24 protein-coding genes are annotated in these 25,124 nt (G+C 63.8%); 5 read left to right on the top strand and 19 right to left on the bottom strand.

Annotated elements, in window-relative coordinates; all coding sequences use genetic code 11:
- Nucleotides 1-24: 24 nt before the first annotated feature.
- From J2S45_RS03705 to J2S45_RS03645, 13 genes are all read right to left on the bottom strand, one after another.
- A complete protein-coding gene (locus J2S45_RS03705; protein WP_296929799.1) occupies nt 25-786 on the bottom strand; it encodes an HAD-IIA family hydrolase in 762 nt (253 codons plus the stop codon).
- A gap of 110 nt (nt 787-896) precedes the next feature.
- A complete protein-coding gene (gene smpB / locus J2S45_RS03700) occupies nt 897-1,430 on the bottom strand; it encodes an SsrA-binding protein SmpB (protein WP_296929796.1) in 534 nt (177 codons plus the stop codon).
- Nucleotides 1,431-1,492: 62 nt separating this feature from the next.
- Nucleotides 1,493-2,824, bottom strand: coding sequence for a murein hydrolase activator EnvC family protein (locus J2S45_RS03695; RefSeq protein WP_307634577.1), 1,332 nt, complete (start codon nt 2,822-2,824; stop codon nt 1,493-1,495).
- A gap of 9 nt (nt 2,825-2,833) precedes the next feature.
- Entirely contained in the window at nt 2,834-3,742 is a 909-nt protein-coding gene (gene ftsX / locus J2S45_RS03690) for a permease-like cell division protein FtsX (RefSeq protein WP_270974685.1), read from the bottom strand.
- Nucleotides 3,739-4,431, bottom strand: coding sequence for a cell division ATP-binding protein FtsE (ftsE, locus tag J2S45_RS03685; protein WP_270974686.1), 693 nt, complete (start codon nt 4,429-4,431; stop codon nt 3,739-3,741). The genes ftsX and ftsE overlap by 4 nt, the downstream gene beginning before the upstream one ends.
- 108 nt (nt 4,432-4,539) lie before the next feature.
- A complete protein-coding gene (gene prfB, locus J2S45_RS03680; protein ID WP_307634576.1) occupies nt 4,540-5,676 on the bottom strand; it encodes a peptide chain release factor 2 in 1,137 nt (378 codons plus the stop codon).
- 9 nt (nt 5,677-5,685) lie between these two features.
- On the bottom strand, nt 5,686-6,129 hold the full coding sequence (locus tag J2S45_RS03675) for a hypothetical protein (protein WP_296932951.1): 444 nt from the start codon (nt 6,127-6,129) through the stop codon (nt 5,686-5,688).
- Nucleotides 6,126-6,536 carry a TadE/TadG family type IV pilus assembly protein gene (locus tag J2S45_RS03670; protein ID WP_296932949.1) on the bottom strand — a complete coding sequence of 137 codons (411 nt, stop codon included), beginning with the start codon at nt 6,534-6,536 and terminating at the stop codon, nt 6,126-6,128. The genes J2S45_RS03675 and J2S45_RS03670 overlap by 4 nt, the downstream gene beginning before the upstream one ends.
- Nucleotides 6,529-6,897 carry a TadE/TadG family type IV pilus assembly protein gene (locus J2S45_RS03665; RefSeq protein WP_270974690.1) on the bottom strand — a complete coding sequence of 123 codons (369 nt, stop codon included), beginning with the start codon at nt 6,895-6,897 and terminating at the stop codon, nt 6,529-6,531. Before J2S45_RS03665 ends, J2S45_RS03670 begins: the two co-directional genes overlap by 8 nt.
- Nucleotides 6,869-7,057: a hypothetical protein gene (locus J2S45_RS03660; protein ID WP_296932946.1), complete on the bottom strand. Its 189-nt coding sequence runs from the start codon at nt 7,055-7,057 to the stop codon at nt 6,869-6,871. Before J2S45_RS03660 ends, J2S45_RS03665 begins: the two co-directional genes overlap by 29 nt.
- Before the next feature lie 32 nt (nt 7,058-7,089).
- Entirely contained in the window at nt 7,090-7,947 is an 858-nt protein-coding gene (locus tag J2S45_RS03655) for a type II secretion system F family protein (RefSeq protein ID WP_307634575.1), read from the bottom strand.
- Complete coding sequence (locus J2S45_RS03650) at nt 7,940-8,755, bottom strand: type II secretion system F family protein (RefSeq protein WP_307634574.1); 816 nt, start codon at nt 8,753-8,755, stop codon at nt 7,940-7,942. The genes J2S45_RS03655 and J2S45_RS03650 overlap by 8 nt, the downstream gene beginning before the upstream one ends.
- Nucleotides 8,740-9,993: a CpaF family protein gene (locus J2S45_RS03645; protein WP_270974694.1), complete on the bottom strand. Its 1,254-nt coding sequence runs from the start codon at nt 9,991-9,993 to the stop codon at nt 8,740-8,742. Before J2S45_RS03645 ends, J2S45_RS03650 begins: the two co-directional genes overlap by 16 nt.
- Nucleotides 9,994-10,184: 191 nt before the next feature.
- On the opposite strand from J2S45_RS03645, the gene J2S45_RS03640 reads away from it, so the two are divergent.
- Nucleotides 10,185-11,195, top strand: a complete 1,011-nt coding sequence (locus J2S45_RS03640; RefSeq protein WP_296932937.1) for a phosphotransferase — start codon at nt 10,185-10,187, stop codon at nt 11,193-11,195.
- Here the strand turns inward: J2S45_RS03640 and J2S45_RS03635 are convergent.
- Together J2S45_RS03635 and J2S45_RS03630 are read right to left on the bottom strand one after the other, a co-directional pair.
- Nucleotides 11,192-14,569 (bottom strand): ATP-dependent helicase, encoded by a 3,378-nt coding sequence (locus J2S45_RS03635; RefSeq protein ID WP_307634573.1) that lies wholly within the window; start codon nt 14,567-14,569, stop codon nt 11,192-11,194. The two genes, J2S45_RS03640 and J2S45_RS03635, sit on opposite strands and share 4 nt — an antisense overlap.
- On the bottom strand, nt 14,566-17,640 hold the full coding sequence (locus tag J2S45_RS03630; RefSeq protein ID WP_307634572.1) for a UrvD/REP family ATP-dependent DNA helicase: 3,075 nt from the start codon (nt 17,638-17,640) through the stop codon (nt 14,566-14,568). The genes J2S45_RS03635 and J2S45_RS03630 overlap by 4 nt, the downstream gene beginning before the upstream one ends.
- A 120-nt stretch (nt 17,641-17,760) precedes the next feature.
- On the opposite strand from J2S45_RS03630, the gene J2S45_RS03625 reads away from it, so the two are divergent.
- From J2S45_RS03625 to J2S45_RS03610, 4 genes are all read left to right on the top strand, one after another.
- Nucleotides 17,761-17,982: a DUF3107 domain-containing protein gene (locus tag J2S45_RS03625; RefSeq protein WP_270974698.1), complete on the top strand. Its 222-nt coding sequence runs from the start codon at nt 17,761-17,763 to the stop codon at nt 17,980-17,982.
- A gap of 124 nt (nt 17,983-18,106) precedes the next feature.
- Entirely contained in the window at nt 18,107-19,690 is a 1,584-nt protein-coding gene (locus J2S45_RS03620) for a DEAD/DEAH box helicase (RefSeq protein ID WP_307634571.1), read from the top strand.
- A gap of 473 nt (nt 19,691-20,163) precedes the next feature.
- Nucleotides 20,164-21,798: an IS21 family transposase gene (gene istA, locus J2S45_RS03615; RefSeq protein WP_307634289.1), complete on the top strand. Its 1,635-nt coding sequence runs from the start codon at nt 20,164-20,166 to the stop codon at nt 21,796-21,798.
- Complete coding sequence (locus tag J2S45_RS03610) at nt 21,798-22,565, top strand: ATP-binding protein (protein ID WP_307634288.1); 768 nt, start codon at nt 21,798-21,800, stop codon at nt 22,563-22,565. Before istA ends, J2S45_RS03610 begins: the two co-directional genes overlap by 1 nt.
- A gap of 68 nt (nt 22,566-22,633) precedes the next feature.
- On the opposite strand, the gene J2S45_RS03605 is transcribed toward J2S45_RS03610, so the two are convergent.
- From J2S45_RS03605 to J2S45_RS03590, 4 genes are read right to left on the bottom strand one after another with little or no spacing between them, the layout of a single operon-like run.
- Complete coding sequence (locus J2S45_RS03605; RefSeq protein WP_307634570.1) at nt 22,634-23,182, bottom strand: ABC transporter ATP-binding protein; 549 nt, start codon at nt 23,180-23,182, stop codon at nt 22,634-22,636.
- Nucleotides 23,183-23,184: 2 nt separating this feature from the next.
- Nucleotides 23,185-23,589: a hypothetical protein gene (locus tag J2S45_RS03600; protein ID WP_307634569.1), complete on the bottom strand. Its 405-nt coding sequence runs from the start codon at nt 23,587-23,589 to the stop codon at nt 23,185-23,187.
- Between the two features lie 53 nt (nt 23,590-23,642).
- Entirely contained in the window at nt 23,643-24,263 is a 621-nt protein-coding gene (locus J2S45_RS03595) for a MarC family protein (protein ID WP_300048558.1), read from the bottom strand.
- Nucleotides 24,260-25,105 (bottom strand): PHP domain-containing protein, encoded by an 846-nt coding sequence (locus tag J2S45_RS03590; RefSeq protein ID WP_307634568.1) that lies wholly within the window; start codon nt 25,103-25,105, stop codon nt 24,260-24,262. The genes J2S45_RS03595 and J2S45_RS03590 overlap by 4 nt, the downstream gene beginning before the upstream one ends.
- Nucleotides 25,106-25,124: the final 19 nt, after the last annotated feature.

Below are 25,124 nucleotides of genomic sequence, written 5' to 3'. Positions count from 1 at the left end.
TCAGCCCCTCAAGCCCGACAGGCCCTAGATGAACTCGATGACGTCCTTGATCGAATCATGAATGTGATCGGGGCGGTAGGGGAACTTGACGACGTCCTCGCGTTTGGTCGATCCCGTCAACACGAGGTGAGTGGCCAGTCCCGTCTCCACGCCGGCTTGAATATCGGTGTCCATGCGGTCACCCACGATCGACGTCTCCTCCGAGTGCGCCCCGATCTTGTTCAAGCCGTTGCGCAGCATGATCGGGTTGGGCTTGCCGACGAAGAACGCCCCTCGCCCCGTCGCCTTCTCAATCATGGCGGCGACGGCGCCGGTGGCCGGCAGGTCGCCCTCGGCAGACGGGCCGGTCGGGTCGGGGTTGGTGGCGATGAACCGAACGCCGTCCTGGATGAGGCGGATCGCCGTCGTGATCATCTCGAAGGAGTAGGTGCGGGTCTCCCCCAACACCACGAACTCGGGATCGACCGACGTCATGACGAAGCCCTCCTCATACAGAGCCGTGGTCAGGCCCGCCTCGCCGACGACGAACGCGCGGCGGTTATCCGTCTGGCGCGCGAGGAACTTCGCGGTGGCCAGCGCGGAGGTCCAGATCCGCTCCGGCGGGACCTCCAGGCCGGACGTTGCCAGCCGGGCGGAGAGGTCGCGGGTGGTGAAAATGGAGTTGTTCGTCAAGATCAGGTGCGGGATTTGCCGCTCCTCAAGACGCTTGAGGAAATCGTTCGCACCGTCGAGCGCGATCCCCTCATGAACAAGGACACCGTCCATATCAATCAGCCATGCACACATGCCCTAAGCCAATCACGAATACCCGCGCCAAGCCTAGCGATGAGACAACATGCACGTTCGTGGCACGCAACACGCGAGCTGGGGCGACGACGTCGTTCGCCGGCTCGCGCCTAGCGCATCCGCTTTCGGGCCTCGGACACGGCCCGCTCGGCCTCGCGCTGATCCTGCCTGCGCCGAAGCGTCTCGCGCTTGTCCCACTCCTGCTTACCGCGCGCCAGCCCGATCTCAACCTTGGCCCGACCGCGGATGAAGTAGAGCTCGAGCGGCACCACCGTGACGCCTTTTTCCTTGACCTTGACGGCGAGCGTGCGTAGCTCGCTCTTGTGCAGGAGAAGCTTTCGCTTCTGGGTGGGTGCGTGGTTGGTCCAGCCGCCCGTCGACCAGGCGGGAATATTCGCTCCAACCAGCCAGGCCTCGCCGCGTCGGTCGAAGTCGATCCACGCCTCCATGAGGGAGGCGCGCCCGGCGCGTAGCGCCTTAACCTCTGTGCCGGCGAGCACGAGTCCCGCCTCGTAGGTCTTGTCGATGAAGTAGTCGTGGCGCGCCTTCTTGTTGCGGGCCACCACCTGCTTGGCGTCAGCGGCTTCCTTCGCCTTCTGCGCAGGGGTCAGCTTGCCGCTGTCCTTCTTCCAGGCTTTCGGCATGGCTCATCCCTCCTTGTGACGTGACCTCATAGCTTAACGCCGGGCACGGCACCGTCGCAAGGCTAGGACCAGCGCTGGGTGAAGGAGCCGAAGTTCATAGGATCGACCACGGCGCCGTTCTTCCACACCTCGAAGTGGACGTGGCAGGCGGTGACGAGACCGGTCTGCCCGGTCCACCCGATCACGTCGCCCTGCTTGACGCTCTGCCCCACGCGCACGTTGAAGGCCGACAGGTGGTTGGTGACAGTCACGTAGGAGTTGCCGCCGACCACGCCGTGGTTGATGTAGATCTGGTTGCCGTGCGTGCCGTTGCCGGCTGCGGGGATGACGGCCGAGACGACGCCGTCGGCGGGCGCCGTCTGTGCCTCACCGCACTGGGAGCGCAGGTCGACGCCGTTGTGCATCCACGTGCCGCCAAAGGGGTAGACGCGCATGCCAAACGGCGAGGTGACGTAGAGCGGGGCCGGCACCGGCGGCTTGAGCCACGCGCCTCCGGCCTGCGCGGAGGTGTTCGGTGCGGGCTGCGCGGGGGCATTGGCCCGCGCCTTGGCCCTGGCCCGTTCGGCCTCGAGCTTGCGCTGGTTTTCGGCGTCGATCTCGGCGATGCGCTGTGCGGTCTGCTCGCTTTGCGTCTCGAGCGTGGCGAGCGATGCCTGGTAGCTGGCCTTCTGGTCCTCGAAATCCTCCGACTGGCTCACGAGGCTCGCCTCGAGGTTCACGAGTTCGGCCTTGCGGGCATCCGCCTCGGCCTTCTTCGTGCTCTGCGTGTCGACCAGCTCCTCGGACTTGGTCTTGAGCTCCTCGATCTGATCCTCCACCGCGTTCTGGCGCGCCTCCCGGTTCTTCTCCTGGGCGGCTTTCTGCTGGAACAGAGCCAACGACGCCGACTGCGAGCGGCTCACAGCCGACTGCGCGCGGTAGGCATTGGCGAAGTCCTCGGCGGTGGCAGACCCAACGAGCATCTCCATCGTCGACGGCATCGTGTCGCCACGGTAGGTGGCGCGGGCAAGCTCGCCGAGCGACTTACGCGTCGCGTCCGCGTTGGCCTCATTGTCTTTGATCTGCGCCTTGATCTCCTCCAGCTGGCCCTGGGCGGCGTCGAGGAGAGCCGTGTTCGCCTCCAACTCGCGCACGGCCGCTGCGAGGTCGGCCTCGGCGCTCTGCACGGCCGCCTCGGCGGCCGGGATCTTGCCGCGGGTCTCCTCCAGTTTGAGGTATGCCTCCTGGAGGTTGACGTCGATGCCCTCCATCTCGGACTGGAGGCGCTCCTTCTCGGCCTTCTGCTCCTGTTGCTGGTCGACGAGGTCGCTGCGCTCGTCGCCGAGCGCAGGCACGGCCGTAATGGCCGACGCGGCCAACGCGACGGCGGCCACGACTGGGGCAAATTTACGCATCTTTCCTCCCTAGACCCGAGTGTAACGGCGGAGCGCCAGGAACGAAGCCAGGCCGGAGATCACGAGCGCGCCGAGGATGAGCCAGGGGGCGACGAGAAGCACGTCGTGGCCCGTGATGATCCGTAGCCACGAGCCGGAGAACCAGTCCTGGATGAAGAACTCCACCGCCGCCCACAGCGCCGCGACCGCGACGAGAGAGCCGATCAGCGAAGCTAGCATCCCCTCCAACACGAAGGGGGCCTGGATGAAACCGTTCGAAGCGCCAACGAAGCGCATGATCTCGGTTTCATTCCGTCGGAACATGGCCGACAGGCGGATCGTGGAGGGGATGAGCAAGAGGGCGGTGACGATCATGACGCCCGCCAGTGACCCTGCGATGAGGGTGAAGCGGTTAAGCATGTTGAACAGCGGCTCGAGCTGTTCACGCTGGTCAATGACGGCGTCGACGCCGGGGCGGCCCTCGAGGCTCTCACGGACGACGTCGTATTCCTGCGGGTCAATGAGCTTGACACGGAAGGATGCCTGCATCTGTTTGGGGTCGACCGTGTCCACCCACGCGCTGTCCTTGAGGTACTCGCGGAAGTTGGCGTAGGCCTCTTCCTTCGTCTCAAAGTAGACCTCCTCCACGTAGTCGGCCATCTCGGGCGAGTGGAGGAATGTGTTGATCGCGTCGATCTGCTCCTGAGTGGCCTCGCCGCCCGCGCACTGGGCGGTGTTCTGATCCGGCGCACACAGGAACGCCGAGACCTCCACCCGGTCATACCAGGCGTTCTTCGCGGACTCGATCTGGTCCTGAAGCAGCACTGCCGAGCCGACGAAGAGGAGCGAAACGAAGGTAACCAGCGTCACCGACGCGGAGAGCGCGAAGTTGGCGCGTAGCCCTTTGAAAACCTGAGAGAAAATAAATCGTAGCCTCATGCCTGGCTCCCCCCGTACACTCCGCGATCCTGATCGCGCACGACCTCGCCGTCGACGAGCTCGATCACGCGCTTACGCAACTGGTTGACGATCGCTTGGTCGTGGGTGGCCATGACCACCGTCGTGCCCTGGCGATTGATACGGTCCAAAAGGCGCATGATGCCAAGTGCGGTCTTGTGATCAAGGTTGCCGGTCGGCTCGTCGGCAAGCAGAACCTCGGGACGGTTGACCATCGCGCGGGCGATCGCCACACGCTGCTTCTCGCCGCCCGAGAGCTCATGCATGCGCCGTTTTTCCTTCCCGTCCAGTCCCACCAGCTCAAGAACCTGGGGGACCTCCTTGAGGATGGCGTGGCGCGGCTTACCGATGACCTGCATCGCGAGAGCGACGTTGTCGAATACGTTCTTGTCCTGCAACAGGCGAAAATCCTGGAAGACGGTGCCGATCTGGCGCCGCAGGAACGGCACCCGCCGCGAGGACACTCCCGACAAGTCCTTGCCAAGCACGTGAACCTTACCCTCGGTGGGGCGCTCCTCGGCCAGGATAAGAGCCAGCATCGTGGACTTTCCAGACCCGGAGGCACCGACGAGGAAGACGAACTCGCCGCGGTCAATATTTAGGCTCACGGAGTCGAGCGCGGGAGCCGCACCTCGCTGATAAACCTTTGTGACGTTTTCAAATGTGATCATAGATGGCGCCAAATCCTTGCAGTCATGGTCTCCATTAGCTTAGGAGCCACACAATTTCCTGCCGGTAAGGCACGCCGGCGTGGCGAGGATTACTCTGCCCGCCTACTGCTAGTTATCGGCGGTCGCGGACTCCCCCGACTGGCGCCACCGGATCCCGGCGTCGATAAAGCCGTCAAGATCGCCGTCGAACACGGCATCGGTGTTGCCCACCTCGTGCCCAGTGCGAAGGTCCTTGACCATTTGGTAGGGGTGGAGCACGTAAGAGCGCATCTGGTCGCCCCAGGAGGCCTTGACGTCGCCGGCTAGTTCCTTCTTCTTCGCCTGCTCCTCCTCGTGGCGCCTTTGCAGCAGCTTGGACTGGAGCACGCGCAGTGCCGCGGCACGGTTCTGGATCTGGGATTTCTCATCCTGCATCGAGACCGTGATGCCCGTGGGGATGTGTGTCATGCGCACGGCTGAATCCGTGGTGTTGACGGACTGCCCGCCCGGGCCGGAGGAGCGGAAGACGTCGATCTTTAGCTCGGATTCGGGAATCTCGATCGAGTCGGTGGTCTCGATGAGCGGGATGACCTCGACCGCCGCGAAGGAGGTCTGGCGTCTGCCCTGGTTGTCGAAGGGCGAGATGCGCACCAGCCGATGCGTTCCGGCCTCCACCGACAGCGTGCCGTAGGCGTAGGGCGCGTTGACCTCGAAGGTGGTGGACTTGATGCCCGCCTCTTCGGCGTACGAGGTGTCCATCACCTTCGTCTTATAGCCGTGGCGCTCGGCCCAGCGCAAGTACATGCGTTGCAGCATCTGGGCGAAATCCGCGGCGTCCACGCCGCCTGCCCCGGAGCGGATGGTCACGACGGCGTCGCGCTCGTCGTACTCCCCGCTCAGCAGGGTCTTAATCTCCAGGTCCGACAAGTCCTTGGAGATCTTGGCGATCTCCGAGTCGAGTTCGGCATAGAGCTCCTTGCCGGACTCGAGATCCGATTCGGATTCTTCCACCGCCATCTCGTACAGCGTCTCGGCGTCCTCGACCCGTTCGCCCATCTTTTCCACGCGGTCCAGGCGTGCTTGGGCGTGGGAGAGCTTGGAGGTGACGGCCTGTGCGGCGTCGGGATCGTCCCACAGGTCGGGTGCCGCGGATTTCTCCGTCAGCTCCGCGATCGTGCTCCTGAGCGCGGGCACGTCGCTGACTGCCTCGATCTGGTCAAAGATCCGGCGTAGGTTGTCGAGTTGTTGGTGATAGTCAATGGCCACGGCGCAAGTCTACGGCATTTGCCGCAGCGCGGCCGTGGAGGTGACAGTGAGGTCAACTTCGTCCACGGCGCTCAGCAGCTGCGGGATGAACGGGATGCGTGCCCGGCCGGTGAGCTCCACGACGACGGCGTCGTCCGCGACCCGCGTCACGTAGCTCACGGTGCGCCCGTCCACGGTCAGCGTCCCGGAAGCGGGCGGCGCGGGAGTGAGGTTGAGGGACGAGCCTGAGTAGTATGCGGCGTCCGAGATGTCCTGGGCGAAATCGAGGGCGAGGGCGTCGGCGGTGTTGAGCAGGTCGCGGCGCACACCGTAGACGTGGATGACCGATCCCAGGATGAGGATGAGCGAGATGACCACCACCCACACGCCCAGCCCGAGCACGATGAGGTTGCCCTCCTCCGCGCGCTCGGCGCGGGCGCGAGTGCGCGTCGAGGGTGCCGAAGCGCCCGTCATGGCCGCACCACCCGGTACTGGTCGACCACCATCTCCTGCTCTCCCGTGAGCGCGAGGGCGCCAATGATGGGCACGGTGACGGTGGCCGAGGTGCGGGCCGTCACCACGGCGCCGGGAGTCAGGCACGGGCTCGCACTGCAGAGGAAGTCGAGGGACAGCGGCTCGCTCAATCCGCGATCCTTCCACGCGCGATCTGCCGCCTCCCGTCCGCGCGCCTCACCCGCGTGAGCCGAATCCGCGCGCACGTAGGCTCGAGCGGACTGGCGGGCGGCGTCATCGAGCGCAAGCTGGGCCGACGTCGTCGTGGCGAGACCAATGAGCAAAACGAGCGCGGGAACCACGATGACCACCACGATACCCACGAACTCGACAATGGCATTGCCCTCCTCGCCGCGGGGTTTATTCACGCACCGCACGTGCCCTCACCTCAATCATGTTCTCGCCTAGGAAGCCGGCGCCGGGCACCGGGGCCCGCACCACCACCTCGATCCCCGTAGACGTCACGGAGGCGGCGACATCGCCGGCGTAGGCGGGGGCGAGGGCGGCGGAGATGAGCTCGCGCGTGCGGGCCTGGGCCACCTCGGCCGAATGGGCCGCCGCCCCCACGCGTGCGCCCTCCATCGCCGCGTCGGTGGCGATGGTGTGGACGTACCAGCCCAGCCCCGCGGCGATGATGGTGTAGGCCACCATCAGGAGAAGCCCGACGGAGGCCACGAAGCCGACCGTGGCGTTGCCGGCCTCAGATGTTGAGCACGCGCTCGATCGCATTGTTGAACAGGTCGGTCAGCGCGGGGCCCGCCACCGCCCAGATGAGGACTACGAGGGCGGCCGTCATCAGGGTGATCATCACCCAGCCGGGCACGTCTCCCGCCTCTTCGCGGGGCTCGGCCGGCCACAGTACCCGGCGTAAAAGGTGTCGAATCTTCATAGGTTTCTCCTTGTCGGTATCCAGCGCGTGACTCATGTGAATGTCAATGCGTGAAGTGCGGGGAACACGGTGAAAACCACCGTGAGGGGCATGATGATGAACACCACCGGGATCATCATCGCGATCTCAGCCTTGCCGCCGGCCTCGAGTAGGTCGCGCCGGGCGGCGTCACGGGCGTCCCGTGCCTGCAGATGGAGGGAACCGGAAAGCCCGCTGCCCTGCTCGAGCGCGGTGACGATAGCCTCGGCGAAACGCGCGACGTTGCGGTTGGCGGACCTGTTGCCCATGTCGGTTAGCGCCGCCGTCAGAGACTGACCGGCGTGGACCTCGCTCATCGTTCGCCTCAGCTCGTCGACCATGTCGCCACTGCCGATGAGGCACACCCGCTCAATCGCCACACGGATCGATTCGCCCGAGGCGACTGCGAGGGCGAGGATCTCGACGACGTCCGGTAGCTGGGCTGTGTAGGCGCGGCTACGCTGGTCCACCTGTTTGCTGAGTGCCCAGTCCGCGCCGAGGACCCCCGCCGCCGCGCATACAAGTACGCCAAGGATGCCGGCCACAAGCGGCACCCCGCGGACGATGAGCGCGAAGGCGAGCACGCAGCCGAAAGCGAGGCCTATGCTCGCCCACTGGAGCTGGCGGACCCGAAAGTCAGTGACGGTCATAGTGCCGAGCATGTGGACGCGGCGCTCGACCGAGGAGGTGGTCGAGCCGACGGCATCGAGGACCCTGGTGACGACGGCGGCACGGCGGCGCGGCCGGCGCTTCGTGCGGGTGGCCACGTAGGGAAGGACGCGTTCGGCCAGCTGAGTGGGCCGGTAGACGAGCGAGACCCCGACCAGGAGGAAGCCGGCAACCAGCGCTACCCCCGTCAGTACACTAAGCATGGCCCACCCCCGCGAAGATTCGCTCCTCCTCCGGTAGGCGACCGAGCCGGAGCATGAGCCAGTAGGCCAAGACGGTCAACACGAAGCCGGCGACGAGGATGAACACGCCCACCGGCGTGGTGAACGCGTCGATCGCCCCGGGCCGGGTGGAAAAGAGCAGCAGCATGATCCACGGCGCGACCGCGGCGAGCCTGGCTCCGTTGACCGTCCATGACTGGCGGGCAAGCAGCTCGCCGCGGGCCCGGTTCTCCTCACGCACGAGGGAGGCCAAGCTCGCAAGCGCAGCTGATAGGTCACGCCCGCCGAGGTCGTGGGCCAGCCTCAGCGCCTCGAGGATGCGGTCCGTCATCGGATCCGCGAGCGCCTCTTTGAGCTCGTCGAGCGCCGGGTCGAGACGGCCGTCGGCGCGCAGGTGCTGGGCGAATCGCGTAAACGACGGGCGCATCATGTCCGGTCCGCGCACCGACAGAAGCGCCAGCGCTTCGCCCACGGGCAGGCCGACGCGCACGCTCGCCACGATGTCGTCAATGACCTCGGGCCACACCTCACGCAGCTCCTCGCGGCGGCGGCGTTCCCGGGCTCCCCGCCACACGCCGGGCACGGCCGCACACATGATCGCGATCGGGACCGAGATGGCGAGCGAACTCGAGATAGCCGACGCCGCCAGGAAGCTGACGATCCCCACGGCCAGGGCGGGCCAGGCCGCGTGCCACACTCGCTTCGGCACAGTGAGGGGACGCGGCCGCCGGAAGGCGACGGCGGCGAGGAAGACGCCGAGGCCCACGACCATCCCTACGACGAAGCCCATCGTCCACCTCCCAGCAACTCGCGCAGGACGTAACCGTGTTCCTCAAAGATCTCCGGGCGGGCGACGTATCCCGCTCCCCGTTCGAGGCCGAAGCCGCGGTCCACGAAGAGCTCACTGGTCTCAACCACGCTGCCTTCCGTCCGCCCGGTCAGGCCGATGATCTCTCGCACACGACGCTTGCCGTCCCGGTCCCGGTGCAGGTGAACCAAGAGGTCAATGGTGTGGGCGACGGTGGGGATCACGAAGTCGGAGGTGACGTTCTCGCCGGCGAGGAGGGGCAGGACGCTGAGCTTGGCCACCGCGTCGCGCCCCGAGTTGGCGTGGATTGTGCAGGCGCCAGGGATACCGGAGTTGAGGGCGATGAGCATGTCGAAAGCCTCGGCCTGGCGCACCTCGCCAATCACGATCCTGTCCGGGCGCATGCGTAGCGATTCGCGCACGAGTCGGCGCAACGTGATCTCTCCGCGGTCTTCGATGTTGGCCGGGCGGGTCTGCAGGGCGACGACGTCGCGGTGGGCGAGGTTGAGCTCGAATACTTCCTCGGCCGTGATGACGCGCTGATGAGGCGGGATGGCGCCCAGCAGGGCGCGCAGGAAGGTGGTCTTGCCCGCCTGGGTGGCTCCCGAGACGATAACGTTCATCCCGCAGTCGATAGCGGCGTCAAGGAAGGCTGCGGCCTGCGCGCTCAGCGTGCCGAGCTCAACGAGGTCGCGTAGCCGGCGCGGGCGCACGATGTACTTGCGGATGTTGACCGCCCAGTGCTCGCGCGTGATGTCCGGGATCGCCACGTGGAGTCGCTCTCCGGTGTGGAGCGCGGCGTCGACGAAGGGTTGAGACAGGTCAAGCCTGCGACCCGAGGCGCGCAGCATGCGCTCCACGAGGTCCTTGACCTGGCGTGCCTCGAGCAGGATCGTCGACAGCTGGCTCACGCCGTCGCGTGCGAAGAAGACGCGGCCGGGCTCGTTGATCCAGATCTCCTCGATTGTTGGATCGTCGATGAGAGATTGGAGCGGCCCAAAGCCTCCGATGTCGTCTCTGAGCTTGCGGCGAACCTCCGTCACGTCTGCGATCGGATCCACCACTCCCGCGACCGTCAGCTCCTCGTATTCCGCGAGCGCGTCGTCGATGAGCGCCTCAAGTTCACGCGGCTGAAGTTGCGGGTCGATGCGGGAGGCGCGCACAAGCTCGCGCACTCGCGCATCGAGCCATGCGTTCCCGGCTGCCCATTGTGTCTTCACGCCGTCACACTAGAACCTCACGCCACGCCTCGCCGCCGTTTCCCACACCTGTGGATAACTTGGGCGTAGTGCGCCACGCCGTGCTAATGAGGCGCGACTTCTCGGGGGCGGGGGCGCGGGGCTCTCGGCGTGCGAGCTGGCCCAAAAGGTGTGTACGCCACGCGCTTGACCGCAAAAGTCGTTACCGTGGAATGGTGAACACGACCCCCTTCAAGCTCGCGGCACTGGCCGTTGCCGCCGTCGACGGCCTGGACGCCGTTGGTGTGCGAGGCCCCTACACGCGGACAACCGACTTTCAATACGGCGGCGTCATCGACGCGCGCGGGCGACGCTGGATCGTCAAGCACCCCCTGCACCCCATGGCCGGGGCCATGATCGAGGCCGAGGCCGCCATCGCCCCCGCCCTCCTGGAGGCACTACGTCGGGGCTTACTCCCCTTCGACGTCATCCGGCCGGCGGGCTTCGCGCAGGTCAGGGACGGGCGCGCCGTCGTCTACGTGGCGCCCATGGGCCGTGAACGCGATTTCGACGAGCTGGATTCGGATGGCGCCCACGAGCTCGGCCGAGCGATCGCCGCCATCCACCTTCTGCCCCACGAGACGGTCGAGTCGGCTGGCCTGCCATCCTACGACGCGCAGACTACCCGGCGCCGCCTCCTGTCTGACCTTCACGACGCCGACGCCGCATCTCCGCTTCCACCCGTGCTCCGGCGCCGTTGGGAGAACGCGCTCGAGGCCACCGACCTGTGGGACTTCGAGCCGCGCGTCGTCCACGGGGATGTCGGCCCCGATCAGTTCATGTGGTCGGATCGGTCGATCTCCTGCGTGCTCGGCTTCGGATCGGCGCACGTGGGTGATCCGGCACTTGACTTCTCCTCCCTCGTTTCCGGTTTGGATGAAGAGCTGTTTGAGGCGGTGCTCACCTCGTATGAGAACGCAGTGGGTGAGCCCGTGAACGAGCACTTCCTTAATCGCACCGTGCTCCTGTCCGAGCTGGCGCTCGCACGCTGGATGCTCTTTGGCTCGCGCAGCGGGCAACATCAGATCGTCGAGGAGGCCCGCGCCATGATGGACGAGCTCGCCGCCGAGGTGGAGGCCGACCCTGACCTGGCCACCGGACCGACTTGGACCGTCAGCCGTGTTACCACGGTGGAATCTGAGTCGGCCGACGGCGCCGGGTTCACCACTCGCTCCGCAGACTAGCCCACACCCTGCCCCAGGTGGGTGCGGATGTAGTCGGCAATCTGGTCCTCTCGCATGTCGCCGGCGTGAAGCTCTCGCCGTGCCGGATCATCCTCGCCCAGGTAGTAGAAGCACGCCCCGATCTCCTCGAGCGGTGTCCCCGTGGCGCGCGACCATGCCAGCCGGTACAGCCCAAGCTGAAACTGGCGCGATGCGACCTGGTGGGCACTTGGCCGACGCCCGGTCTTCCAATCTACAATGGTGACCGGCGTAAGGCCGGGCACGCCCGTCGTGTCAATGACCGCGTCGATGACACAGCGTACCGGGTAGCCCCCCACCCGTACGTCGACCGCTTCCTCGACCGCGAGCGCCGGGCGCGTGGCATAGCGCGAGTCTTCAAAGCGTGCGAACAGCTCCGCGAGCCGCTCGTCATCAAGCGCCGTGGCGTCGATCGGCATCTCGTCAGGGTCTGCCACCGAATCGATGTCCATTGTGTAGGCCGCATCGAAGGAATGGGCGATGGCGGCGTGGACGAGCACACCGGTACGTGCAGCACGTGAAGGGCGGCGTGGGATGGGCCGGTACTGATCGGCGAGGAAGGAATGCGGATCTTGGGCAAGCGCCACCACGTCAGAGGCGGTCAGGTACTCGCGCGCCAACCCGCGCACGCTGGGTGGCGCCTGCCACTCCGCGATGATGACACGAGCTTGCGCCTTCCAGCGTTCAGCCACCGAAGGATCGCCAGTCACGGTGGGGACGGGATCGCGCTCGAGGCGACGATCGATGTCACGCGGCCACATCTTGGCCTGCTGCGAGCCCGGCGCCGCCGTGGCCGTCAACGCGATCAATTCAAGATCGGCGCCGGTCAGCACCTGGTCGTTAGCCGGATGCGCCTCGACGAGTTGCGCGACATCCGAGATGAACACATTTTGTGGCATGTGCGCATTTGCCGCTTCCTCGGCACCGACGGCGCGCGCCAGTTTCTTGAGCGCTGACTCCGCTTGGGCCGAATCGGCCAGATCATAGGAGGACAGGATTAGCAGGCTCCGCGGGCGTGTGGTAGCCACGTATGCAAGCCGCCGCCCCTCTGCCAGGTGGTAGCGGGTGAACGTGGTGTGTCGGTGCTCGTAGACCTCTTCGAGAATCGATGCCTTGTTCAGCGGGGTTACTGCCCCGTGCTTGCCCAGGATGTCGGCGACGGACAGATCGGGCAGGTGGAGGCGGTCCTGCCGGAAGGCATAGGGCAGGCCGTCCCTCGACTCCTGCCACAGCTTTTCAGTCAACACCTCGTCAAAGCCGCCCGCCTTCATATCCGGGATGCCTACGAGATCCCACTCGAGCCCCTTGGCCGCGTGGATGGTGAGTAGCTGCACGACCCCGGATTCCGGCTCGATCTCCCACTCGCCGAACACGGGCGTGTCCGAGCCTGACTCGTCTTCGCCGACGCGCTCGTGGGCCTCAACCATGTCCACCCACTCGACGAAGGTGTCCAGGCGCGAACCTGGCATGTCGTTTGCGTATGCCGCCCCAAGCTTGACGAAGCTGGCGAGCGCAGCCGTGACACGAGCTCCCCCGGTGAGTCGAGCCTTGGCGTATGCGCGCAGGTCGAGGAGATCAATTGCGGCGGATATTGCCTCCGGGACGGCCAGGTGCCTGTTCTGCCTGGCCCGTTCGAGGATCGAGGCGAGGGCAACGAGGCGCCGGTGGCCCGCTGCGCTCATGCCAGGGACGGGATCTTCCGGTAGCGCAGCTAACGCCTCGACAAGGTTGGCATCGACGTCGAGCTCGTCGCTCGTCTCCCGCCGAAGCTCTCGCCGGGTCGACTTTGCGAAGCTGCGTGCAAATGCCGACAGCGCGGCGACATCCTTCGCACCGATCGCGAAAAACGTCAAAAGCGGGACGAGCAGATCGTTGCGCCCAGGATTCACGCTCAGCCCCAAGACGGAGCGCACAAGGCGAATCTCCTGCCTGTCGATGAGCATCTGACCGCCGACCATCTCGTAGGGCACGCCGGCCTCCTCCAGCGCGGCGATGGCAAAGTCCATGTAGGAGCGCGCCCGGCACAGGATCGCCGCAGTTGGGATCTTGGTGGGCTCCCTTCCCTCATCGATCGCCCTAGCCGCCTCGGCCTGCGCCGTGGCGAAGGCTCGCGCGAAATAGTCGACCATGTCCCGGTAGGCATCCTCGCGGAAGGTCCGGTGGACGTGCACAACCCGCCCATCCTGTGCCATGGGGCCGGGTTGTAGCGTCTTGACTGTCATCGTCGGATAGCTGAGCTTGCCCTCCGTCAGGGCGTTGGCGACGTTCAAAATCCTGCGCCCGTTGCGGAAGGCGGTAGAAAGGGTGAGGTTCTTGGCTACGCCGAAGCTATCCATGAAGTCCGACAGGGCGGCCGAGGAGGCTCCACGCCAGGAATAGATCGCCTGGTTGGGATCGCCCACGGCACACACCGACCACGAGTTGGAGAACGCGGCCTCGATGAATTGGGCCTGGCTCGAGGAGGTGTCCTGGTATTCGTCGAGGAGGATGAGCTTGTAACGGCTGCGCAGATCTTGGCCGACCTCAGGCACTGCGGCCAGGATCTTGCGGGCACGAACGATCTGGTCGGCAAATTCGATGAGCGAATGTTCCTTCTTGAACGCCAGGTATTCCTCGACGAGGTACGTCAACGCCACGCGAGTGTTGAGCGCTTTGATCATCCCCGAAAGCTTGCTCTGCTCGCTGCGCGACTGCTCGGTTGCCGTTCCGCGTTTGGCGGTCACGCCGTGAACTTGATAGATGGCGGTCAACTCACGTTCGAGGTATGCGCGAAGCTCGCTGGCATCGACCTCGTTGCCGACCACCTCATCGGTCAGGTGAAGAGCCCGCGTAATGATCGTGGACATGGCAAGCGTTCTCAAAACCGCATAACGAGGATTATCCGGGTCGATGCCGTTGACGATGCGACCCATGACCTGAAAGCGTTCGGCGTCGGTGATAAGGCGAGCGCGGGGATCTTCCCCGATGAGCATGGAGTAGGACGAGGCGATCTCGGAGGCGAAGGAGTTGTATGTGGCGATGGTGGGGCGCTCCAGCTGCCGGTGAACGGCATCGGCTTCGTCTACTTCCGGCCTGGAGGCGGTGAGGCCGGCTGCGGCTGCTTGCCGGAGCTGGAGTTCAACGCGCTCGGCCAGCTCTCCAGCAGCCTTGGTGGTGAAGGTCAGCCCCAGAACCTGATCGGGGCGCACGTTCCCATTGACCACATGCCATGCGATGCGCTGCGACATCGTCAGGGTCTTGCCCGATCCGGCCCCTGCGATGACGGCGATGGCGTGATCCTCGCTGCGGATGACTGCTTCCTGTTCAGCGGTGGGGGTGAAGGCGAGCGTGTTGGCAAAGTCTTCGTAGGCGATCACGAGAAAATCCTTCCTGTGCCCATGGCCGGACACGACGACGTATACCGGCAGGTGCGGCAATGGGAGCCGGGTAGCGCGGCGAAGTCGGGTCCGCGCTGGACCTGGTCGGCCGCCTTGATCAGATCGATGACTCGATCGGTATCTTCGCTGGCCAATGGCCCCTGTTCGCGGATCGTGGGACCGCGGTCGTCGTCTCCGACATAGACGAGACGAGCACCCATGGGCAGCGAGAAACCGTCGACCCCATGGGCCTGGATGAGCCACTGGTAGAGCAACAGTTGCGGGTTGTCTCCCACGTCTTTGACGGCCACCTTGTTTCTTCCCGTCTTAAAGTCGACAACTGCGACGCCCGCGCCCACGGCCTCGAGCCGATCGATGCGTGCCCGCACGTTGATCGTGTGTCCCTCCCCGTCTACGCTGACGCACGCGTCCTGCTCCACGAGGACTGCCGGAGCACTGTTTTCAAGGTAACTGCCAAGATCGGCAGCCATGGCTTTCACGCGGTCGCGAAGCAACACTCCCTCCAGCCCGGAGGGAAATTCGATGACTGAAAGCCTCTCCTCGCACGCCTCCACGATCGCCTCCTTAGGCCCGCTGGGAAATGCCTCGGCGAGCCCGTGGACAACCTTTCCGATGTCGGCAAGGATTCCCGATTCCTCCGAACGGACATTCGATCGATCGAGAAACGCCGCCAGCGGGCACTTCAGCAGCCCGTCCACACGCGAGGGCGAGAGAGACGACCCGCCATCGATGACTGGCTCACTCGTGGAAAGCTCAAGTTCGTCAATCCACCCCCGCGGATCGGCACCTGGCACGCCGGCCGCGTTGAGCTGAGATAGAACTGCGGACGCCTCCCGCTCAAGACGGGGATCCCCGCTCCGCAGCCCCTGGCGAAGCTGACCCACCAGGCTCGTTTCGTCGAGCGTGGCCGGGCTTGCAACGCCCCGCTCAATCTCCGGGAACAGCCAGTCCAGGAACCTGGACGGTCGCGCCGCGTCGTGATCCTCGGCGGTGACGAGCACCTCCCGCCGGGCGCGGCTCACTGCTTGGGCGAACATGCGCAGTTCGTCGTCAATGACATCGGAGACCAACTGGGTCGGCTCGATATCCCTGCCGGCCATCGCCGAGCCGACCACAATGTTGACCAGTTTGGGCACCTTCGTGAGCGGGTTGCGCAGCCGCGTGTTGGGCCACACACCTTCGTTGACTCCCACGATCGCCACGTAGTCCCACTCGCGCCCGATCGTGGCAGCCGGGGAAACGAGGGCAACCTCATCGGCGCCGCCACCCACGCGGGCGATCGAGTCTTCCGGCAGATCCTGATTCTCGAGCAGTTCAAGCAGGGCGCCGATGGTGGCGTTCGAGACGTCGCGATCCGCCTGGCGCTGGGCGATACGAAACAGGGAGATGACCGAATCGAGGTCCTCATCCGCGACGTCCCCCGCCGGGCCGGCCTCCATCGCCTGGTCGCGCCAGCGCTCCGCCACGCCGACCCCGTCCCAGGCCGCCCAGAGCACCTCCTCGCCGAGGCCCCCGCCGGCGGCAACCTCCCGGACTGAGGCCAGCACCTGCGATACCCGCGCAAACTCCGGGATTTTGGCAGAAATCCCCCCGCCGCAGACGATATCTTGGACAAGCTCGGCCCTGGTGCGCCGCCCGCCGGCGGCCAACTCCCAGCCACGCGCCTCCCGTAGCAGGGCACGCAAACGCAACGAATCGATGCCGAAGAGCAGGCCGGTGAGTAGGGCCTCGATGCGCTCCGAGTCGACCGGCGCATCCGCGAGCGCCACTTCGATCAGCTCGATGAGCGCCGCCACCGCCCGCTGTTCGCGCAGCGGGCGGGTATTGACGATCGTTTGAACCGGCACCCCATAGTGGACCAAGGTGCGCCGGATGGTACCGTGCGCCGACGTCGAACGGCTGATCACGGCCATGCGCGAATAGGGAACCTGATCGATGAGGTGGCGCCGGCGAAGCTCCGTGGCGACGAAGGCGAGCTCCTCGTCAACATTTGAAAAGGTTAGGGCTCGTATCGTCGCTTGCTCGGCGCTCTTGACAGTTTTCTCCCGGTGCTTTCCCACACCCGCCGTGTGGATGCCGCTGACGACCTTGCCCAGGCACTCGAAGGCCTGCCCGCCGCACCGGTAAGTGGCATTCAGAAGCATTCTGCGGGCACCGATTCCCCCGCCTCCCACCGGCTTGGTCAGCAGTGCCGGGAGGTGGGCTATTCCTCCGCGGAAGCCCTGGACGGCCACGTCGGGATCCCCGAACGCGACCACCGACGAGCCGCCCTCCTGAAGCACGAGAAGGAGGGTGCGCAGAGCAAGGGTGGCGTTCTGGACGTCGTCAACGATCACCCAATCCCAGCGCGGCTTGGCCAGATCCAGCCGACCCTCCGCGCTCGGAGTGGCGGCCTCCCAGCCGCGCAGCATCGCCGCCGCCTGCGTCATCACCCGGGCGTGATCGACGAGATCCGGGTTCGCATGCCCCACCGCCGACTGGATGGCGAGCGCCCGATCGTAGTCCTCGACCAGGGTGGCCCCAAGCTCCCAGATCGGCTCATCGTAGCGCCGCGAGAGCGTGACAAGATCGGCAGGCGAGATCTCCAACTCCGCGGCTCGCGTGATGAGGTCGCGAAACTCGGCGCGGTAGGCCGGCAGCTGCGCCGCCTCCTCATCGATACCGGCCTCCCCCAGCTGGACGGCGAGCTCAAAGCGTTCTTTAATCAGGGCGTCCTGAGCCGGACCCGAGATCAGTTCGGGTTCACGCCGCCCGATGAACTGGGCGTAGGTGGACAGGATTCCAAAGGCGAATGCCGTCAGTGAACGCACCTGGAGCGAGCCCGGAAGGTAACCCAGCTCGACAGAGATCTTGTTACGCAGATCGGAGGCCGCCCGCCGGTCCGGCGAGAGCACCGCCACCCGAGCCTGAGGATCGTCCCGCAACGCCCGCACGGCCAACTCCACCGCCAGGCTGCTCTTGCCCGAACCCGGCCCGCCTATGACGCACGCCGCACACGGCGCCCGCAGTTCCAGCACCTCGGCCTGGCTCTCATCCCATTTCTTGTCCATGCCCACGAGCATACTGACACCCTCCGACAAATTTTTTGCCAAAGACGAAATGCGCCTGCCCCTAGCTCCCCTCCCACCCGGGCGGGGTACGATACTGCCAGATCAAGCCTTGGAGGAATCATGGAAATCAGCATCGGAATCCGCAACGTCGCCCGCGAATTGACCTTCGACGTCGACCTTACCGCCCAGGACGTCTCCGACCGCGTTGAGCAGGCACTCGCCGGCGGATCAGTCCTGTCCTTTACCGACAGGGATGGCAACGTCGTCGTCGTTCCGACCACCGCACTCGGCTACGTCCAGTGCAAGGAGACCGAGGCGCGCCGCGTCGGCTTCGGCTTCTGATGTGTAGCTTGCCACGCCTGACCAGGAAGGCGCGGCCCACACGGTAGAATCGTTGACGGTTGACCGGTCGTCACGTTGTTCAAGGAATTTTCACGATCGGCTACCTGGGCGCACACGGCGCCCCATGTCGAAAGTGAATATTGTGCATTCTGGAATTGTAAATACGTCCGGGGCCACTGTGCGTCCGGCGAACGAACCTCAAGCCGACATCCAAGCCTCCGGCTCCGAGCTCGAGCTCAACTCGAAGAGTTTTGCCGACTTCGGCGTCTCGAGCGACATCGTTGAGAGCCTCGCGCAGAAGGGCATCACCCACCCCTTCCCCATCCAGGCGCTGACCCTCCCGGTCGCGCTCAAGGGCTCGGACATTATCGGCCAAGCCAAGACGGGCACGGGTAAGACGCTCGGCTTCGGAATCCCGATGGTCGAGAAGGTTATCGGTCCCGGCGAGGAGGGCTGGGAGGATCTGCGCGCGCCCGGCAAACCGCAGGGCCTCGTCGTCGTCCCCACGCGCGAGCTGGCTAAGCAGGTGGCGGGCGACCTTCGCGACATCGCAGCTAAGCGCTCGGTCCGCGTCGTCGAGGTCTACGGTGGCAAGGCCTACGAGCCGCAGGTCAAGGAGCTGACCCGCGGGGCGGAGATCGTGGTCGGCACGCCGGGGCGCCTCATCGACCTCGGCAAGCACCGCACCCTGGACCTGTCCCACGCCCACACCGTGGTGCTCGACGAAGCCGACGAGATGCTCGACCTGGGCTTCCTTGAGGACGTCGAGGCGATCCTCGCCGCCACACCACCCAACCGCCACACCATGCTGTTCTCGGCCACCATGCCCGGCCCTGTCATCACCATGGCGCGCCGCTACATGTCCAAGCCCACCCACATCCGCGCGCAGAATCCCGACGACGACTCGGCCACCGTTAAACAGGTCAAGCAGGTCGTCTACCGCTGCCACGCGCTGAATAAGACCGAGGTCCTCGCCCGCATTCTGCAGGCGCGCGGCCGCGGCCTGACCATCATCTTCACCCGCACTAAGCGCTCCGCCGCCCGCCTCGCCGATGAGCTCGAGGATCGCGGCTTCGCCACCGGCGCCCTCCACGGCGACCTCGGCCAGGGCGCCCGCGAGCAGGCCATGCGTGCCTTCCGCAACGGCAAGATTGACGTCCTGGTTGCCACCGACGTCGCGGCGCGCGGCATCGACGTCGACGACGTCACCCACGTCATCAACTACCAGTGCCCCGACGATGAGAAGACCTACCTTCACCGGATTGGCCGCACGGGCCGCGCCGGGCATGCCGGTACCGCCGTTACCTTTGTGGACTGGGAGGACATGCCTCGTTGGTCGCTCATTAACAAGATCTTGAACCTCGGCTACCCCGAGCCTGTGGAGACCTACCACACCTCCGAACATCTGTACACCGACCTCGACATCGACCCCAAGGTCACCGGCCGACTCCCGCGCGCCAAGCGCACTCGCGCCGGCCTGGACGCGGAAGAGATCGAGGACCTGGGCGAGACCGGCCGGGGCCCGCGCGGCCGCGGCGGCCGAGGTGAGCGGGGCCGTGGTGGGCGCGGCCATGGCGAGTCCAGGCGGGGTCGCTCCGCCCGCAAGCGCACGCGCACCCGCGTCTCCTCCGAGAGCTCCGAGCAGTCGCCCCGCGGCGCGGACAAGCCGCGCAGGCGCCGGGTGCGCAAGTCGTTCGACGCGCGCTAGTGCCGTGACGCCCGAGCCCATCTAGACACGTATCGAACCAGATGAGCTCGGGGCCAGCCCCCTATCGCCTCAGCCTGGGACTGCTCACCATACAGCTTTGACATGATCAACACCCTTGCGTGCTCAACACCCGTCAAGCCCCGATGCCGACCAAACCCTCAGCAATCCCCTTATACCCGGTGCGGTGTTATTGTGATGATGCGGTTAGCCTTCTCAGCGATTGCGGGATCATGTGTTACGAGCAGAAGTCCGCAGTTGCGCTGATGGACCTGAGCTAGTAACAAATCCATGGCTTCTTCACGTAGTTCTGTATCGAGTGCGCCAGTGGGTGTTAGGAACGTGCTTTTTGAAGCAGGGTGGTGACGATCGTGAAGCGGTGTGGTGACGATCGTGAAGCACTTTCGGTGGGCTGATAACTATTTCTACTAGCACGTGACAATCCGGTTGCGTGCTTGTTAGAAAGGACGTCAGCCGTGACTGATTACCGGTTGATTATCAAGCTCCTGCTTCAGGGGCTCTCGTATCGGCAGATACAACAACGCTGTGGTGCTGCTCAGGCCACGATTGCCAAAGCGCGCAAAGCCATTGATTCCCATGGCATCACCAGTGAACTTTTAGAGTCGTTAGACGATTCGGCGATTACTGATCTCATTGGTGATGGTCGACTCGTAGTCGCTGATGACTTCGTTGGTATCGATTTCGATGTTGTGATCAAAGCTCGTACCGGCAGGAACAAGACTCCACTGCGAGTGCTGTGGTCGACCTATCTTGACCAACCAGCACCACGTGGTCTGAAGTTCTATAGCTATGAGCGCTTCCGCCAGCTGGTGGCTGCCCATGTTGCCACCCAAGGCGTGACCGCACTGATTGTGCACCAGCCGGGCCATACCATGCAGGTGGATTGGGCGGGGTCGACCATGGCAGTTGTTGATCCGATTACGGCTAAACGCAGCAAGATCCATATCTTTGTTGCTTCACTGCCGTATTCAGGAATGGTCTTTGCCCATGGCTTCATTGATGAAAAACAACCCTCGTGGCTGGAAGGGCACCGCTTGGCCTTCGAGTATTTCGGTGGCGTTACTGAGGTGGTTGTTCCTGATAATGCGTCTACGGCATCGAATCAGATTGCCAAAGGTGAACGCGCACGACGAGTCAACGCGAAGTATGAGGAATTTCTCGAGCACTACAACACTGCTGCTCTTCCAACTAATCCTGTTCGCCCACGTGAAAAAGGCAATGTGGAATCTGGAGTCAAGATTGTAACCAACTGGGTGATTCGCAAACTTGCCGATGTGGTCTTTGCCAGCCTTGACGACCTTAATGACGCGGTTGCCGGACAGGTTGAGGCGATTAATCATCGCCGCCCGTTTCGCAATCAGCAACGTAGCCGCCAGGATATCTTCGAAGAACTCGAATCTGACGAACTAGGTAATCTTCCTGCAACAGGGTGGGTAGATACCGTGTGGAAGAAGTCGAAAGTCACTCCTGACTGGCATATCACGATCAATACCGTGAAATACTCGGTGCCTTACCAGCTGGTGGGACGAAGTGTTGATGTGCGTATCCGTGGGCAGATCCTTGATGTCTTTGCCGATGGCCAAGCTCAGGCTCGTCACCAGGTCAGTGTCCAACGCGGTGCCTATGTCACCGATGTTGAACACGCTCCGCCGGGGATGGCCCAGGCTAGGAACCTATGGACACCGTCGTACTTTGTGACCCAAGCATCCCGGATTGGGCCGTATACCCGGCAAGCTGTTGAAGCGTTGTTGGCATCGAAAAAGATTACAGCCCAAGGCTTTCAACCAGCCCGCAACATCATCAAGCTAGGTAAAGCTACAGAGAATAAACTAATTCTCGAGCAAGCATGCCAGCGCCTTCTAGGAGATGAAGGCCACCGCCAACGAGCTATTAGCTACACCGCGGTCAAGAACATGATGGCAGTCATCCGCCATGAACAATCCACACGGCCAACCGCCCCGCCCACGCGGGAATCTGCACCAGCAACTCCATCACAGCCAGCACCGTCATCGCGTTCCCAATCACGCGGCATGCTCGGCGGGCGTGAGCAATTCTCACTGAGTGCTTTGATGAAAGAAGGAGACAACTAATGACTTTTTCTACCGCACCACGTCAGCATCTAGACGACACGTGGATGGAAACCTTCACCAAGCTACGCATGACTGCCTTTGGCCAGACCGTTATCAGTATGGCCAATGACAGTGCCTTTGATGAGTGGACGTTTTCAGACAAGATCATCTTCGCTGTAGAAAAAGAGGTTGCAGCTCGAGCAGAGCGACGATTTGCAAAACTGCTCAAGGCATCAATGACACCCCTGCCCGATGCTTGTGCTGCTGATATCCGTCACACACCAAAGCGCAACCTCACCCGTGAGTTAACTAGCCGGCTAGCGCATTGTCAATGGATAGAACACGCCAGCAACGTCGTTATCCTGGGCAAATCATCAGTCGGAAAGACCTATCTAGCCTGCGCTCTCTTACACGAAGCATGTAAGCGGGACTATTCAGCCAAGTTCTTCCGAACCGCAGACCTAGCCGACCAACTGGCCGTACTCGACCGCAGCGATCCCGCACGGTTGAAATTCATCAACCAGATAGTTGGCTGTGACCTGCTCGTCCTCGATGACTTTCTCACCACTCCAATTAGTGGTGAAACCGCCAACGAGCTGTTCAATCTTCTAGCAGCACGAGAAGGCAGAGGATCGACCATGGTCACTTCCCAATTCGCCCCAGAAGACTGGTACGAATCAATGCCTGATCGAGTCGTGGCTGAATCCCTACTCAACCGCCTTGTCGGCGGGGCAGAAATCGTCAACGTCGACGGACCGAACATGAGGCTGGCACCAACAGTGTCCTAGTCCTCAGCAATAACTAAGCGCGTGGGTGACAACCGCTTCACAATCGTCACCCACGCGCTTCACGATGCTCACCATCGCGCTTCACGATCGTCACCACACCGCTTCATTTTCCACGCTCGCAACACAGTGGGTTCATCTGCGAGTATCAGCTTTGGCCTGTTGATAAGGGCGCGTGCGAGGGCGGTTCGTTGACGTTCGCCGCCAGAGAGCTGTTCAGCCATCCTGGATTCTTCCACGTCGAGCTCACGTAAAAGCTGTGCGGCTTCGTCGTGAACGGTTGGATCGTTCTTGTTCCAGAGCAGCCGCGGCAACATGACATTATCGAGTGCAGTGTAGCCGCTCATGAGCTCGCCGTTTTGAAAGACGGTACCAATTGTTGTCGAGCGTAGACGTGCCAGTTGATTGAACTTGAGCCGATGGACGTTTGTGCCGTCGACGACGACGCTCCCCTGGAGCGGCCGATTCATGCCAAGGATCGTTGTCAAGAGGGTGGTTTTTCCAACGCCAGAACGCCCCATAACTGCTACCGTCTCACCGGCTCCAATGTCAAGGTTGAACTCCGTAAACAAGGGAGTGGTGTAACCGCATGACAGGTTTTGACATTGTAGGATGCTCATTTTCAGCTCATTCCTGGTAGCCAGTTAGCGGCTTCCTTCTTGACAAGGATGTACATGAGGATTGCTTGAGTAAGAATAAAAGCGAGGTAAAGGACCCCGATACTGATCATGAATGACCAGGGGAAAAATCCACCGAATGTGAAAAAGAACTGGCTCGCGAGGAATACTCCTATGCCAATGGAGGCTATTCCCGTAACCGCATTTACTGTTGCGTGACGCAGGGAGATCGTTCGCGCAATTGTGTCGGATTTTCCTGTCAAAGATGCGATGGAGGCAAATTCTTTAGCATGAGCGCTAGTTTCTCGCGCGTACTGCATCCAAACCGACGTCATCGCGTAAATGAAACCAAGCGTGGAAAAGAGCGTCAACCAAGTTGCCTGCTGCCGGTATATCTGTGCATGTGCCATCCATCACGCACTCGGTGGTCAAGTCCACGCCGCACGTCGGCCGCGCCCCGCAGCTAACTGGTAAGTGGCCGGATGACGCCAAGCACGCCGGCGATGATGAGCTGGGTGGCGATCGCCGCCAGGAGCATGCCCGAGAGCCTGGTAAGCAGCATGACACCGGCCTCACCAAGCAGGCGCATGATCGCCCCGGCGAAGTGCATCGAGAGCCAGGAAATCAGTAGCACGCTCACCGCGGCGGCGATGACGGCAATCTGGCCCCACGGGTCGCCGTTCAAGTCACGCATCAACAGCATGAAAGCCACGATTGAACCCGGACCCGCCAGAAGCGGCGTGCCGAGGGGAACCATGGCCACCGCGATCGTGCCGCCGGCCGAGCCCGGATCCTCCTCCTTGCCCGTCAGCAGCTGGAGGGCGACAAGTAGCAGGAGCAGGCCACCCGAGATCTGCAGGGCCTCGGGAGAGATGCCCATATAGCCGAACAGAAAGAAGCCGAAGAAACCGAACAAGAGTAGCAAGACCAGTGCGATGAAGTTCGCCTGGAATGCCACCTTCTTCCGCCCAGCCTTGTTCAGCGTTCGCGTCAGCGCCATGAACACGGGCACGTTGCCGGGTGGGTCAATGATCACCAGCAGCGTGGCGAAGGCGGACGCAAACAGCGCCCCATCAAAATTCACGGGTGCACAACCTCCAGGAAAGCGCCCTGTTCCAGGGCGGCGAGCGTATCCGAATCCGTGGTGTTCTCACCTAACCGGTTCGGTTTTCCTGCTCCATGGTAATCGCTCGAACCAAACTGGAAAAGCTCAAGCACACGCGCCCGGCTAGCCAGCGCTTCGCGCAGGTGGGGCGGGTTGTCACGATGGTTGACCTCGACGCCGAACAGGCCAGCCTCTGCCATGGCATCAAGGGCCGACAGCGGCACGGTCTTGCCGCGCTTGGCGGCCATGGGATGAGCGAAGACGGCGCGCCCGCCGGCGTCGTTGATCCAGGAAATCACGTCGAACACGTCCGGTGAGTAGTTGGGCACGTAGTATTTGCCGCGTGGGTGAAGGAGGTCGTCGAAGGCCTCCTCCCTGCTCGACACGACGCCGGCGGCGATCAGCGCGTCGGCGATGTGCGGCCTTCCCACGACGGCGCCTTCCCCGGCGACGACGTCGTCCCAGCTCAGGGGGAAGTCCTGGGACAGCCGCTCGACGATCTGACGAGCGCGGTCGGCGCGAGATGCCTGCAGGCGCTCGCGGTGGGCGGCGAGTGCGGGCGCAGTGGGGTCGAAGAGATAGGCGAGCATGTGAACGCTGACGCGCGCCCCGGCGTCGTCGTAGTGGGACGTGACCTCCATGCCGCGCACGAGGCTGACCCCGGTGTCAGATACGGCGCGGGCGGCCTCCTCCCAGCCGGCCACGGTGTCGTGGTCGGTCAGTCCCACGCAGATCAGCCCGGCCTCGCGGGCGCTCGCCATGAGTTCGGTGGGAGTCTGGGTGCCGTCCGAGCACGAGGAGTGCGTGTGCAAATCGATCATGGATCCACGCTAAGTTCGC

It is taken from the genome of Trueperella abortisuis, from assembly GCF_030811095.1.
Taxonomy (GTDB): domain Bacteria; phylum Actinomycetota; class Actinomycetes; order Actinomycetales; family Actinomycetaceae; genus Trueperella; species Trueperella abortisuis.
The sequence above is the reverse complement of the archived record's forward strand: the minus strand, read 5'-3'. Positions and strand labels throughout refer to the sequence as shown.

What these genes read in the sequence shown, in the direction of transcription:
- J2S45_RS03600 (WP_307634569.1), bottom strand. Translation starts at nt 23,589, where the DNA reads ATGGCACATGCACAGATATACCGGCAGCAGGCAACTTGGTTGACGCTC.
- J2S45_RS03640 (WP_296932937.1), top strand. Translation starts at nt 10,185, where the DNA reads ATGGTGAACACGACCCCCTTCAAGCTCGCGGCACTGGCCGTTGCCGCC.
- J2S45_RS03610 (WP_307634288.1), top strand. Translation starts at nt 21,798, where the DNA reads ATGACTTTTTCTACCGCACCACGTCAGCATCTAGACGACACGTGGATG.
- J2S45_RS03630 (WP_307634572.1), bottom strand. Translation starts at nt 17,640, where the DNA reads ATGGACAAGAAATGGGATGAGAGCCAGGCCGAGGTGCTGGAACTGCGG.
- ftsX (WP_270974685.1), bottom strand. Translation starts at nt 3,742, where the DNA reads ATGAGGCTACGATTTATTTTCTCTCAGGTTTTCAAAGGGCTACGCGCC.
- J2S45_RS03665 (WP_270974690.1), bottom strand. Translation starts at nt 6,897, where the DNA reads ATGCGATCGAGCGCGTGCTCAACATCTGAGGCCGGCAACGCCACGGTC.
- smpB (WP_296929796.1), bottom strand. Translation starts at nt 1,430, where the DNA reads ATGCCGAAAGCCTGGAAGAAGGACAGCGGCAAGCTGACCCCTGCGCAG.
- ftsE (WP_270974686.1), bottom strand. Translation starts at nt 4,431, where the DNA reads ATGATCACATTTGAAAACGTCACAAAGGTTTATCAGCGAGGTGCGGCT.
- J2S45_RS03695 (WP_307634577.1), bottom strand. Translation starts at nt 2,824, where the DNA reads ATGCGTAAATTTGCCCCAGTCGTGGCCGCCGTCGCGTTGGCCGCGTCG.
- J2S45_RS03625 (WP_270974698.1), top strand. Translation starts at nt 17,761, where the DNA reads ATGGAAATCAGCATCGGAATCCGCAACGTCGCCCGCGAATTGACCTTC.
- J2S45_RS03605 (WP_307634570.1), bottom strand. Translation starts at nt 23,182, where the DNA reads ATGAGCATCCTACAATGTCAAAACCTGTCATGCGGTTACACCACTCCC.
- J2S45_RS03660 (WP_296932946.1), bottom strand. Translation starts at nt 7,057, where the DNA reads ATGAAGATTCGACACCTTTTACGCCGGGTACTGTGGCCGGCCGAGCCC.
- J2S45_RS03675 (WP_296932951.1), bottom strand. Translation starts at nt 6,129, where the DNA reads ATGACGGGCGCTTCGGCACCCTCGACGCGCACTCGCGCCCGCGCCGAG.
- J2S45_RS03705 (WP_296929799.1), bottom strand. Translation starts at nt 786, where the DNA reads ATGTGTGCATGGCTGATTGATATGGACGGTGTCCTTGTTCATGAGGGG.
- J2S45_RS03590 (WP_307634568.1), bottom strand. Translation starts at nt 25,105, where the DNA reads ATGATCGATTTGCACACGCACTCCTCGTGCTCGGACGGCACCCAGACT.
- J2S45_RS03650 (WP_307634574.1), bottom strand. Translation starts at nt 8,755, where the DNA reads ATGGGCTTCGTCGTAGGGATGGTCGTGGGCCTCGGCGTCTTCCTCGCC.
- J2S45_RS03655 (WP_307634575.1), bottom strand. Translation starts at nt 7,947, where the DNA reads ATGCTTAGTGTACTGACGGGGGTAGCGCTGGTTGCCGGCTTCCTCCTG.
- J2S45_RS03620 (WP_307634571.1), top strand. Translation starts at nt 18,107, where the DNA reads ATGTCGAAAGTGAATATTGTGCATTCTGGAATTGTAAATACGTCCGGG.